Below are 12182 nucleotides of genomic sequence, written 5' to 3' on the forward strand. Positions count from 1 at the left end.
GCCGGCGCGAGGGTTTTTTTTAGACGCTTTTCCTATGGTTCGCCCAGGGCTTATAGCCGACCGCCCGGGGGCGGCCGGCGGCGCTACAGGCGGGGCTGCTCCTGGGGCAGGCCGAGCAACTGGTGCAGGGTGTTGATCAGCGCCTGCTGGCGCAGGCGGTCTTCCTGGTGCCGAGCCTCGGCACTGGCGATATCGGCCTGGCAATGCGGGCAGGTGGTTTCATGGCCATGGATGTACTGCAGGCAGGCCCGGCACAGGGCCAGTCGCGGCGGGACACGTCCTTCCTCGGGGGACGCGTGGCCCTGGTTGACCCAGGCCAGCTTGATCACCTGGCCGCTGTCGCTGACGCTGGAGACCGTTTCGCCACTGTCGATGCGTTCGGTGATCAGGTCGAAGCGACCCACGGAGAACGAGGCCGGGCCTGCTTCCTCGAGCTTGACGATACGTTCGCGCAGGCCCTTTTTCGCCAGGTCCAGGGTCCGGTAGTGGCAGTAAGGGTTGTTGCCCGGCTTGCCCAGCAGCGAATGCGAGGTCCAGGTGCAACCACCCCGGCAGACATCGTTGTAGTAGCAGGTGCGGCAGTAGCCCCAGAGATCGTCCACCGAGCGCAGCCGGCCGAAGTGGATGCCTTCGCTGTAGTGCCAGATATCGTGCAGGTTCATGTTGCGCACGTTGCCGCCGGAGAAGCCCACGGTGGCCAGGGACGGGCAGCCCTTGACCGTGCCGTCGGCCTCCAGGGCCAGCACCGTCTGCCCGGCGGCGCAACCGCTCCAGTGCACGCGCTCGTCGCCGAAGCCGCGCCACAGGTGTTCGTATGGGCCGTAGTAGCCGATGTTGTTGCCGACGTTCATCAGCAGCCCGCGCTCGCTGCCTTCGCGGTACAGCCGCGCCAGCAGCGGCATGACGTCCAGCAACTGGTAGGGCTGCAACAGCAGCTCGGGGTGATCCACGGCGTTGCCCATGGCCACGGTCAGCTGGATCTGCCAGTGGCTGGCGCCGGCCTCGATGATCAGCTCCATCAGGGCCGGCAGGTCGGGCAGGGTAGCGGCGCCGATCTGGGTGTTGACGCTGACCTTGAGCCCGGCCTGCTTGGCCCGGTGCAGGGTGTCCAGGGCCTTGGCGAAGGAGCCGGGAACGTTGCGCACCGCATCATGCAGCGGTGCCAGCCCATCCAGGGACACGCCGACGCCATCGAGCCCGGCGTCTATCGCCGCCTGCATCTTGGCCGGGGTCAGGTTGCGTCCACCGGTCTGGATCGCCACGTACATGCCATGGTCGTGAATGGCCTGGATCAGTCGGGTCCAGTCCTTGCGCAAATAGGCTTCGCCACCGATCAGGGTGACTTCCCGGGTGCCCAGGGCGGCCAGGGCGTCGATCACTTCCAGGCACTCGCCGGTGCTCAGCTCGCCGGGGCGCCGGTGGCCGGCCCGGGAGCCGCAGTGCAGGCACTTGAGGTCACAGGCGAGGGTGATTTCCCAGACCACGTGCACAGGCACGTAGCGCTTGATATCGCTTTCGCTGAGGTAGCGGGCGGGGAGATGGTCTGACATGAAAGATCCTTGCGCACCCAGCGGTGCGCGGCACCAACCCATGGAAATAGGCGCGCCTTCCTTGAGCGACAGTGGCGCGGTCGGTTGTCCTGCGGTCCGGGGCCGGCCCTGGTGGGCCGGTCCCGGAAGCCGGGTTCAGCGTTGTTCCAGGCGGGTGATTTCCACCTGCAGCTGCTGCACGGCCTTGTTCAGCCGCTCACCGTTGGCCACCTGCTGCTCGGCCTGGGCCACCAGGGCCTTGAGCCGGGCCAGGTCGCCGCTGGCCTGGGCCTGCTGCAACGCCACGGCGTACAGCGGGTGCGGGTGCAGGTGCGCCTGCTCGGCCGCATTGCCGGCCCGGCCCTGGGGCTCGGCCTGCGCCGCCTGTTCCACCGGGGCCGGGCTGACGGCGGCGTGTTGCACCTCGTGCCAGTGGCCCTGGTAGTTGAAGCGATAGCTGGCGAAACCACTGGCCCAGTCCAGGCCGAGGAGGCCCTGCAAGTGGAAGGTTTCGGCGGTCTGGCTACCGGGGCCGCTGGGGTTGCCCGCGAGGTTGAGCACCAGGTGCCCCTCGCTGGATTGGTCGAGCTTGATCTGCGAGTAGTTGCCCCAGACGTCGGCGCTGAAGCGCACTGGCGGCGAAGTGCTCTGGGTCACCTGGGCCAGGCCGGAGACGGTTTTCTGCACGGTGTTGACCAGCAGGTCGAGGGTCAGGATCGGTGCGCCGACCACGGGGTTGGTGATGATCAGGCGGGTATGGAACAGTCCAGTTGTCATGCTGCTACTCCTTGGCGTGATGGATGCGTCGAAGTGTGCCGGGCCCGGGGCTCAGCGCCGCTCCTGCCTGGCGATCTCGGACTTGGCGGCGTCCAGCGCGGTGCGGATCAGCGGCAGCTGCTCCAGTTGCTGGGTCGCCACCCGGTGCAGGCTCTTCATCTGCGCCAGGTCGCCGCTGGCGATGGCGCCGTGGATCGGGGCCGCGTACAGCGCCGCCAGGGGTGGCAGCGGATGATGGGCATGGCCGTGGGGCTGGGGCCGGGACAGGCTGCTGGACTGGATGTTGTTCTCCAGGTAGGCCGGTGCGTTGTTCACCGTCGACCAGGTATGGCCGTTGTAGAACTGGTAGTTGGCGACGCCTTGCTTCCAGTCGTCGTCGACCACCAGTTGCAGCTTGAAGGTGATGATCGAGTTGGCGCCCGGGCCACCCTGGTTGCCGGCGACGCTGAGGAGGATCTTGGTGCCGGACGTCACGGTCAGGTAGGTGTACTGGCCCCAGTCGTCGGTCTGCAGGTCCAGCGGCGGGCTGGCCGCCTGGGTGATCGACGAGTTGCCACGCAGGCTGCGCTCGGGGGTGTAGACCAGCAGGTTGAGTTGCAGGTTCGGCGCTCCGGGTTGCGAGGTGCCGATGCGATAGCTCAGGGGAAACAGGCTTTCTTGTGCGTTGGAACCGGACATTTGCTTTGCCTCCATACAGTGACAGGGGAACAGCGGTCAGTGCCGTTCCAGGCGGGCGACTTCCTTGGCCAGTTGTTCATAGGCGGCGCGCAGTTCCGCAGGCTCGGCCTGGTTGCTGTCGCGCTTGGCCAGCAAGGCTTTCATCTGCGGCAGCTGGCCTTCGGAGATCGCCGATTGGATCGCTACTCCATAGGGGGGAATCACATGGTGCGGTGCATTGCTCATGGCGTATGCCTTCCGTGGTGATTGGGGGGAAATGCTGCGGTACTCGGCAGCTTTTGCAGTTAAGCAGCGCCGTTGGAAAAGGCCGGCTAATGGCACACTGATTTCAGGGGTTTCCGACCGGTGGATTCACGCCGGATGAGCGGCTGTTTGCGGGGGTTCGGCTGCTGATTCCAAAGGGCGATAGGGCTGATTGCCCGGGGTGATAGCGCGGCTGTCTTGCCGCCCGTGCCGAACCCCTCGCAGCCTTTGTAGCCGCTGTCGCGCCTGCGAGGCCGCGTACGGTCGCGCAGCGCCCGAGAGGCGTGCGGCGCGGTGTGTCAGGCGCAACCTTGTGTCAGGCGCAACCTGGGGCCAGCCGTTGCGGCCTGTGCCCAGCCGTGCGCGGCCTGTAGCAGCGGCTACAGGCCGCCGCTGCTGGATCGAGGGGTGGCGGGGTGGTCAGAGGCTGACGCCCAGCGCCTGCAATTGTGTGCGGGTCTGCTGCGCGTTGAGGTGGTGGATGGCATTCCAGCCCAGTGCCCGGGCCGCGACGATGTTCGGTTCGTGGTCGTCGATGAACGCCAGTTCCCCGGGGGCGATGTCCGGCAGGTGGGCGCGGATGCGTTGCACCGTGGTGTGGTAGATCGGCGGCTCGGGCTTGAGCTGCCGCTCCTGGCCGGAGACCACGATGTCACGGAAGCGCCGCAGGAAGGGGTAGTTGTCCCAGGCATGGGGGAAGGTCTCGCGGGACCAGTTGGTCAGGCCGAACAGTGGCATTCGCGCCTGGTGCAGTTCCTCCAGCAGGGCCACGCCGTCGTCCAGCTGCCCGCGCAGCATTTCCACCCAGCGCCCGTAATAGGCTTCGATCAGCGGTGCCTGTTCGGGGTGCTCGGCCACCAGGCTGCGGGTCGCTTCGGCCAGGCTGCGACCGCCGTCCTGCAGGGTGTTCCAGGCCTGGGTGCAGATGGTGTCGAGGAACCACTGGCGACGCTGGTCGTCGGGGATCAGTTGCCGGTACAGATGATGGGGACTCCAGTCGAACAGCACGCCACCGAAGTCGAAAACCACAGCACGAATCGTCATGAACATTTCCTGAAGCGGTTGAGGGCCAGGGCGTCATCCTGCGGTGCCGGGTGGTGCATTGCAATGCAACCGCGCCATTGGTCCGGTCGACGGCACCCTCGCGGCGCACGACGATCTATGTCTTTAACCGTCGTCCAGTCGCCCCGAGCAGGAGGAGCCCCATGAGCACCAAGCCACCCACCGGGCCCAGTTCGTCCGAGCACGCCAGCGGCCGCCATGAGCCGGGTTTCGACCCTGACTCGCCGGATCTCGAGGACCCCCAGGTAGATCCGGTGGGTCCGGCCAGGGCGCCGCTGGACCGACCACGCCCCGAGCACGAGCGCAAGCGCTCCCGGGCCTACGACCCCCTGGCCAACCTGAAGAAGTGAGTCGTCGCGCCGACATGTGGCAGTCGCCATAGCGTTGGGCGGGTGTAAGGTGGACCGGCCAGCCCCAGGCTTGCTGACGAGAGGGAGGTGTGTATGAGTACGCCACTGCTGAACAAGATGCAGATCAATGGCTATCAGGTACTGAGCGTCAATAACGGACCCTGGAAGGTCTGCACCCCGGGCGACCGGCTTGCCACCTTCGGCACCCGGGAAGAGGCCCTGGCCTTCGCCGCTGCCTTGCCGGTGCGCAAGGACCGGCCCAGGCCCGCCGCACGATAGCTGACTGGCAACGAGAAGCCCCGGTTCGTCCGGGGCTTTCTGATTCTGTGGCCTGCTCAGGCCTTGGGGGCGTTGGCGTAGGGTTTTCGATCCGCTGCGAATACCCGCTCGGCGAGGAAGTCGACGAGCACCCGGACCTTCGGCGAAGGGTGCTTGCTGGCGGGCCAGAGTACGTGGAACGTCCCGGTGCGCTGCACATGCTCGGCCAGCACCCGGCATAGGCGGCCGTCGGCGAGGAATTCACGCACCGAATATTCCGGCAGGAAGGCGATGCCCCGGCCTTGGCGGGCGAAGCACACCCGGGTCTCGATGTCGTTGCAGATCATCGTGGTGGGCAGCCGGGAGGCCAGAGCATCGCTGCCGCGTCCCATGGGCCAGACATCGAGCTTGCCGCTATGGGGAAAGCGAAAGTGCAGGCAGGCATGCTCCAGGAGATCGGCCGGCACCTGGGGTGTTCCCCGTTGGCGCAGGTACTCGGGGGATGCCACCAGGATCGACTGGAAGTTGCCCAGCTTGCGCGCGGACAGCCGCGAATCGCTGGGCTGGCCGGTGCGCACCACGGCGTCGAAACCTTCGGCGATGACATCCACCAGGCGGTCGGTGAAGTCCAGGTCCAGCTCGATTTGCGGGTAGGCCTGCATGAAATCCCCCAGCACCGGCAACACCAGGGAGCTGACCACCGGTAGGCTGATCCGCAAGCGCCCGCGGGGCGTGGCGGAGGTTTGCGACAGCTCCATCTCGGCCGCCTCGATCTCGGCCAGGATGCGCCGGCTGCGTTCCAGGAACAACCTGCCCTCGGCCGTCAGGGTGACGCTGCGGGTGCTGCGGTGGAACAGGCGCACACCGAGCTTTTCTTCCAGCCGGGCGATGCTCTTGCCGATGGCCGACGCCGAAGCACCGAGCAGGCGGCCGGCGGCGACGAAACTGCGGGTCTCGGCGACTTGTACGAAGACCGTGAAACCGTGAAGGCTGTCCATGAATGCTCCCTGATTGCGGAATTTTCTTTCCGCATAACGCGGAACTCTAGCCTGGTTTTTCCTGATTCCTAAGCCCTCTATGGTGCGGATGGTCAACACATCACGAAACCGGAGGCTGCCTTGCCAATCACCCATCGATCCTTTCCCCGCGACCGGAGAGCTTGCTCATGAGCGCCACCGCTGCACTTTGCCAGGAGTCCCGGACGGCCCCGGCGGATGAGCGCCTGCCGTTGCCGGCGCTCATCGCCCTGGCCCTGGCGGCCTTCATCACGATGCTCACCGAGACCCTGCCGGCCGGCCTGTTGCCACAGATCGGCGCCAGTCTCGGGGTGGCCGAAGCCCTGGCCGGCCAGCTCGTCACCTGCTACGCCATGGGCTCGCTAGTGGCCGCGATACCGCTGACGGTGGCGACCCAGGGCATGCGCCGCCGGCCGTTGCTGTTGTTGGCGCTGGCCGGTTTCGTCGTCGCCAACAGCATCACCACCTTCTCTGCCAGCTACCTGCTGACCCTGCTCGCGCGCTTCCTCGCGGGAGTGTCGGCCGGCCTGGTATGGGCACTGCTGGCTGGCTACGCCGCGCGCATGGTCAGCGACCGCCTGAAGGGGCGGGCGATCGCCGTGGTCATGACGGGCACGCCGCTGGCCCTGTCCCTGGGAGTGCCGCTGGGCACCTGGGTCGGCACCCTGGTCGGGTGGCGGCTGTGCTTCGGTGTCATGAGCCTGCTGGCGCTGCTGCTGATGGCCTGGATCCAGCTCAAGGTGCCGGACTATCCGGGACAGGCCCCGGGCCGGCGCCTGCCGGTGGTGCGGGTCTTCGTCATCCCCGGGATTCGGCCGATCCTGTTGGTGGTGCTGGCGTTCGTCCTGGCGCACAACATCCTGTACACCTACATCGCTCCGTTCCTGGCCGATGCCGGCATGGCCGAGCGCACGGACCTGGTGTTGCTGGTGTTCGGCGTCGCCTCGTTGCTGGGCATCTGGATCATCGGGGTGCTGATCGACCGGCACCTGCGGCGACTGACCCTGGCCAGTACCCTGGGATTTGCCGCCACCGCGCTGGCCTTGAGCATCGCCGGTCACGAGCCGGTGGTCATCTACCTGGCGGTCGCTACCTGGGGCTTGGCGCTGGGAGGCGCGGCGACGCTGTTCCAGACTGCGTTGTTCCAGGCGGCGGGCGAGGCTGGCGATGTCGCGCAATCCATGACCGTGACGGTCTGGAACCTGGCAATCGCCGGTGGTGGCATCGTCGGTGGAATCCTGTTGCAGCACTTCGGGCCCGAGGCCTTGGCCCCGGCCCTGCTGGTGCTGCTGGCGGTCACCTGGATCGTGATCTGGCGGGCCAGGCAGCACGGTTTTCCCCCGGCCGCGAACTGAACCGGCGCGAGCCTGGACGCTGCGCCGCACACCGGTTTCGACGGGGCCGCTGAAAGGCGTCAGTCGACGATCACCCGCTCCTCCGGACCACCGCCCAGGCATACGCTCAACTGCTCGCCCGCCTTGTTGAATGCGCAATAGGGCAGGGCCCGCTGGCGCATGGTGTTCAAGGGAGGAAGGATGAACAGCGCCGCGAGGATCAGTGCCCAGACGGTGCGCAGGAACAGCTCATCGGCGCTGGTGGCCGCAGGTCGCGGTGCCAGGCGTCGCCGGCGCAACAGTTGCACGCCGCTGTAGATGAAGGCGCAGCCAATGGCCATGGCATAGTCCAGCTCCCGGGCCATGGGGCTGAACATCAGGTTGCCGTCGGCATCGTCCGGGTAGTTGATCCGCCACCAGGCGCCCAGCAGCAAAGGCGCCACGCCGGCACCGATCCAGGCCAGGCGAGCTCCGGGCATCCGGGTCAGCAAGGCCAGGCCCAGGCCCAGGGCACACACCAGCCAGATGCTGAGGTACAGGATGAAGCCCATTGAGCCGCCGAACAGGGTGCCGCCGACATCCCGCGGGACAATCAATTGCACGTCACAAAACACCATCAGCGCCAGCGGCGCCGCGACAGCGACCCAGCACAGGGGGTGGTAGAGCCAGGACCAGAGGGTGAACAGGCGGGGCATGGGCAAACTCGATGAAGGTGAAGGGTGGTTGCGGTGCAGGTTCAGGCCAGTGCCAGTGCACTGCCGACGGCGAACAGCAGCAAGGCCAGGCTGATGCCCAGCAGCGGGATGCGAAACCAGTAGCGGATGGCCAGGACCCACAGCCCGGCGAGGAAGGCCAGGCCCAGGTACAAAAGCCCGGGGGCCTGTTGCAGCAGCTCGGGATGCAACCAGGCCAGGTAGCCATAGACCAGGCCGAAGAGCATAGCGCCCAGGCTATGGCTGGCGTTGAAGCCAATCCAGGCGCGCCACAGGCTGGTCTGGGCGCTGATCACCGGGGCGACCGCGCGCATGCGTTCGGCCAGGGCCGGGTCGCGGGGCTGGAACTTGTCGGTGGCGAAGGTGTAGATCAGGTGCAGGGTACCGAGCAGCAGCACGATGGCTGCGCCGGCGATGAGCAGGGCAGTTGCCGACACGGTTCATCCTTGGGTGGTGGGCAGGGGCGCCGAGTATGCCGGGGCGCCCGGGGTTTTGCACCTGCTTGTGCAAGGGCCGGGCAGGGCGTCGCACGCCCGGCCCGATGCTTCAGAACTGCTCGTCGGCGAGGCTGAACAGCGGCGAGCTGCCGGCACGGATGCTCTGCTCCAGGCCAAGGATGCGCGGCAGCAGGCGGCTGAAATAGAAGTCCGCGGTGCCAAGCTTGGCGCTGTAGAAGCGTTCGTCCTCGGCGCGCTTGTGCCCGGCCACCTGGGCCATGCGCGCCCACAGGTAGGCGTAGGCCACATGACCGAACAACTGCAGGTACTCGACGCAGGCGCTGCCCACGGCGTTGGGGTTCTGCACGGCCTGTTCGCACAGCCAGTCGCTGAGTTCTTCCAGGCGCTGCACGGCATCGAGCAGCTGCGCCGAATAGGCCGCGCCGGGCAGGTAGGCGTAGTCGCGGATCTCGCCGGTGAACAGGCGCAGGGCCACGCCGCCGTTGGCCACCACCTTGCGCCCCAGGAGGTCCAGGGCCTGGATGCCGTTGGTGCCTTCGTAGATCTGCGCGATGCGCACGTCGCGCACCAGCTGCTCCTGGCCCCACTCACGGATGTAGCCGTGGCCGCCGAACACCTGCTGGCCCAGCACGCAGCTGTCCAGGCCGTTGTCGGTGAAGAACGCCTTGGCCACCGGGGTCAGCAGCGCCACCAGGGCTTCGGCGTTGTGCCGCTCATGGGGCTGGTCGGCGAACTTGGCCAGGTCCAGCTGCTGGCCGACGTAGCTGGCGAAGGCCCGGCCGCCCTCGGTCATGGCCTTCATCGACAGCAGCATGCGCCGCACGTCCGGGTGATTGATGATCGGGTCGGCGACCTTGTCCTTGGCCACCGGCCCCGACGGGGCCCGGCTCTGCAGGCGTTCGCGAGCGTAGGTCCGGGCGTTCTGGTAGGAGTTCTCGGCGCAGCCGATGCCCTGGATGCCGATGGACAGGCGCTCGTAGTTCATCATGGTGAACATCGCCGCCAGGCCCTTGTTGGCCTCGCCCACCAGGTAGCCGCTGGCGCCGTCGAAGTTCAGCACGCAGGTGGCCGAGCCCTTGATCCCCATCTTGTGCTCGATGGAGCCGCAGCTCACGGCGTTGGCCTGGCCCAGGTTGCCGTTGGCGTCGACGTGGATCTTGGGCACCAGGAACAGCGAGATGCCCTTGGGCCCGGCCGGGGCATCCGGCAGCTTGGCCAATACCAGGTGGATGATGTTCTCGGTCAGGTCCTGCTCGCCGCCGGTGATGAACATCTTGCTGCCGCTGATGCGGTAGCTGCCGTCGGCCTGGGGTTCGGCGCGGGTGCGGATGATCCCCAGGTCAGTGCCGGCGTGGGCCTCGGTCAGGCACATGGAACCGGCCCAGCGGCCTTCGTACATCGCCGGCAGGTAGCGCGCCTTGAGTTCCTCGCTGGCGTGGGCGTCGATGGCCAGGCAGGCGCCGGAGCTCAGGGTCGAGTACAGGGCGAAGCTGGAGTTGGCGCCGTAGAGCATCTCCTCGAACTGCACCGCGAGCATCTTCGGCATGCCCATGCCGCCATAGGCCGGGTTGCCGCCCAGGCCGACCCAGCCGCCCTGGATATAGGTCGCGTAGGCCTCCTTGAAGCCTGCGGGGGTGCGCACCTGGCCGGCGTCCCAGGTGGCGCCTTCTTCATCGCCGCTGCGGTTGAGCGGGGCCACCAGGGTGGCGGTGACCTTGGCGGCTTCCTCGAGGATCGCATCGGCGGTGTCGCCGTCCACGATGTCCGCCAGGGCCGGCAGCCGGGCCCAGAGCTTGGGGGCGTTGAACACTTCATGCAGGACGAAGCGCATGTCGCGCAGGGGAGCGTTGAATTCGGGCATTGCAGGAAACCTCGTGCAAGGGTGGAGGTTGCACGGCCGTGGCCGCGTGATTCAAAGGGGGCAGGCCCCGCGAACATGCCGGGGCAGCATGCGCGGGGATCTTGGGTTCAGGCTAGAGGTTTTTCGCCATGTCGCGCAGGACGAACTTCTGGATCTTGCCGGTGGAGGTCTTGGGCAACTGGCTGAAGACCACGGTGCGCGGCACCTTGAACCCCGCCAGGTGCTCGCGGCAGAAGGCGATGATCTGGGCTTCGCGCACGTCCTGGTGGTCGGCCTTGAGGGTGATGAAGGCGCAGGGTGTCTCGCCCCATTTTTCGTCGGGCCGGGCCACCACCGCCGCTTCCAGTACCGCCGGATGGCGATAGAGCACGCCTTCGAGCTCGATGGTCGAGATGTTCTCGCCTCCGGAAATGATGATGTCCTTGAGCCGGTCGCGAATCTCCACGTAGCCGTCCGGGTGGGTCACGCCCAGGTCGCCGGTGTGGAACCAGCCGCCTTCGAAGGCTTCGGCGGTGGCGGTGGGGTTCTTCAGGTAGCCCTTCATCACCGTGTTGCCGCGCATGAAGATCTCGCCGATGGTCTGGCCGTCCCGGGGCGTGGGTTCCAGGGTCTTCGGGTCGGCCACCATCACCCCTTCCAGGGTCGGGTAGCGCACGCCCTGGCGCGCCTTGATCTGCGCCCGCTCTTCCAGGGGCAACGGGTCCCAGGCGGCGTGCCAGGCACACAGGGTCACCGGGCCGTAGACCTCGGTCAGGCCGTAGACGTGGGTGACCTGGATGCCCATCTCTTCCACGGCGCCGATCACCTTGGCCGGTGGCGCGGCCCCGGCCACCATGGCCTTGACCGGGTGGTCGATGGCCGCCTTGGCCGATTCCGGCATGTTCACCAGGGCATTGAGCACGATGGGCGCGCCGCACAGGTGGCTGACCTGGTGTTCGCGGATCAGGTTGAGGATCTTCTGCGGGTCGACCCGGCGCAGGAATACGTGGACCCCGGCCAGGGCGGTGACGGTCCAGGGGTAGCACCAGCCGTTGCAGTGGAACATCGGCAGGGTCCACAGGTACACCGGGTGGTTGCCCATGGCCCAGGTCATCTGGTTGCCAAGGGCGTTGAGGTAGGCGCCGCGGTGGTGATAGACCACGCCCTTGGGATTGCCGGTGGTGCCGGAGGTGTAGTTCAGGGCGATGGCCTGCCACTCGTCATCCGGCCACCGCCAGGCGAACTCCGGATCGCCCTCGGCGAGGAACGCCTCGTAGTCCAGGTCGCTGACCGGCTGGCCCTCGCCGTACTCCGGGTCGTCGAGGTCGATCACCAGCGGCGGGTGGTCGAGCATGGCCACGGCGGTCTGGATCACTGCATGGAACTCGCGGTCGGCGATCAGCACCTTGGCCTCGCCGTGGGCCAGCATGAAGGCGATGGCCTCGGCGTCCAGGCGCACGTTGAGGGCGTTGAGCACGGCGCCGATCATCGGCACGCCGAAATGCGCCTCGAGCATCGCCGGGATGTTGGGCAGCATCACCGCCACCGTGTCGTTCTTGCCGATCCCGCGGCCGGCCAGGGCCGAGGCCAGGCGCCGGCAGCGGCTGTAGGTCTGGGCCCAGGTGCGACGGATCGAACCATGGACCACCGCCGGGTAGTCCGGATAGACCGCGGCGGTACGCTCGATGAAGCTCAGGGGCGAAAGGGCGATGTGGTTGACGGCAGACGGCGCAAGGCCTTGCTCGTAGATGGACATGGTTCGGGCACCCGGTGGCTGATTGTTAGCTCTATTGACCGAGGCGCTCGTTGGCGCCTCGGTGACTTATCCGGAGGCTTTTATATACTGTTTGCGGATTGATATGGAAGTAATACCTGAGTTGTATAGTATTAATACTATATTGATCGCCGATGATCCCTAAAGGTC

13 protein-coding genes are annotated in these 12182 nt (G+C 66.9%); 3 read left to right on the forward strand and 10 right to left on the reverse strand.

What is annotated here, in order from left to right; translation table 11 throughout:
• Positions 1 to 83: 83 nt before the first annotated feature.
• The 5 genes from GDH07_RS09055 to GDH07_RS09075 form a co-directional block, all read right to left on the reverse strand.
• The gene (locus GDH07_RS09055) at positions 84 to 1550 is read right to left on the reverse strand and encodes a GDL motif peptide-associated radical SAM/SPASM maturase (RefSeq protein WP_152897173.1); all 1467 of its coding nucleotides are present in this window, start codon (positions 1548 to 1550) and stop codon (positions 84 to 86) included.
• 135 nt (positions 1551 to 1685) lie between these two features.
• Positions 1686 to 2306 (reverse strand): DUF1842 domain-containing protein, encoded by a 621-nt coding sequence (locus GDH07_RS09060; RefSeq protein WP_152897174.1) that lies wholly within the window; start codon positions 2304 to 2306, stop codon positions 1686 to 1688.
• 51 nt (positions 2307 to 2357) lie between these two features.
• Positions 2358 to 2984, reverse strand: coding sequence for a DUF1842 domain-containing protein (locus GDH07_RS09065; protein WP_022643567.1), 627 nt, complete (start codon positions 2982 to 2984; stop codon positions 2358 to 2360).
• Positions 2985 to 3020: 36 nt separating this feature from the next.
• On the reverse strand, positions 3021 to 3209 hold the full coding sequence (locus tag GDH07_RS09070) for a DUF1843 domain-containing protein (RefSeq protein ID WP_022643568.1): 189 nt from the start codon (positions 3207 to 3209) through the stop codon (positions 3021 to 3023).
• A gap of 438 nt (positions 3210 to 3647) precedes the next feature.
• Entirely contained in the window at positions 3648 to 4271 is a 624-nt protein-coding gene (locus GDH07_RS09075; RefSeq protein ID WP_152897175.1) for an HAD family hydrolase, read from the reverse strand.
• 161 nt (positions 4272 to 4432) lie between these two features.
• Here GDH07_RS09075 and GDH07_RS09080 point away from each other — a divergent pair, with 161 nt between their 5' ends.
• Complete coding sequence (locus GDH07_RS09080) at positions 4433 to 4639, forward strand: DUF6021 family protein (RefSeq protein WP_022643570.1); 207 nt, start codon at positions 4433 to 4435, stop codon at positions 4637 to 4639.
• Between the two features lie 93 nt (positions 4640 to 4732).
• Positions 4733 to 4918, forward strand: a complete 186-nt coding sequence (locus GDH07_RS09085) for a hypothetical protein (RefSeq protein ID WP_022643571.1) — start codon at positions 4733 to 4735, stop codon at positions 4916 to 4918.
• A gap of 56 nt (positions 4919 to 4974) precedes the next feature.
• Here GDH07_RS09085 and GDH07_RS09090 read toward each other — a convergent pair whose 3' ends face one another.
• Entirely contained in the window at positions 4975 to 5895 is a 921-nt protein-coding gene (locus tag GDH07_RS09090; RefSeq protein ID WP_152897176.1) for a LysR family transcriptional regulator, read from the reverse strand.
• A 167-nt stretch (positions 5896 to 6062) separates the two neighbouring features.
• Here GDH07_RS09090 and GDH07_RS09095 point away from each other — a divergent pair, with 167 nt between their 5' ends.
• Entirely contained in the window at positions 6063 to 7268 is a 1206-nt protein-coding gene (locus GDH07_RS09095) for an MFS transporter (protein ID WP_152897177.1), read from the forward strand.
• A 59-nt stretch (positions 7269 to 7327) separates the two neighbouring features.
• Here GDH07_RS09095 and GDH07_RS09100 read toward each other — a convergent pair whose 3' ends face one another.
• The 4 genes from GDH07_RS09100 to GDH07_RS09115 form a co-directional block, all read right to left on the reverse strand.
• Complete coding sequence (locus GDH07_RS09100) at positions 7328 to 7942, reverse strand: hypothetical protein (RefSeq protein WP_022643575.1); 615 nt, start codon at positions 7940 to 7942, stop codon at positions 7328 to 7330.
• Between the two features lie 41 nt (positions 7943 to 7983).
• Positions 7984 to 8397 carry an LIC_13387 family protein gene (locus GDH07_RS09105; RefSeq protein WP_343038200.1) on the reverse strand — a complete coding sequence of 138 codons (414 nt, stop codon included), beginning with the start codon at positions 8395 to 8397 and terminating at the stop codon, positions 7984 to 7986.
• A 109-nt stretch (positions 8398 to 8506) separates the two neighbouring features.
• The gene (locus GDH07_RS09110) at positions 8507 to 10279 is read right to left on the reverse strand and encodes an acyl-CoA dehydrogenase C-terminal domain-containing protein (protein ID WP_152897178.1); all 1773 of its coding nucleotides are present in this window, start codon (positions 10277 to 10279) and stop codon (positions 8507 to 8509) included.
• Positions 10280 to 10391: 112 nt separating this feature from the next.
• A complete protein-coding gene (locus GDH07_RS09115; protein WP_152897179.1) occupies positions 10392 to 12014 on the reverse strand; it encodes an acyl-CoA synthetase in 1623 nt (540 codons plus the stop codon).
• Positions 12015 to 12182 lie beyond the last annotated feature (168 nt).

It is taken from the genome of Pseudomonas piscis (assembly GCF_009380155.1).
Taxonomy (GTDB): Bacteria; Pseudomonadota; Gammaproteobacteria; order Pseudomonadales; family Pseudomonadaceae; genus Aquipseudomonas; species Aquipseudomonas piscis.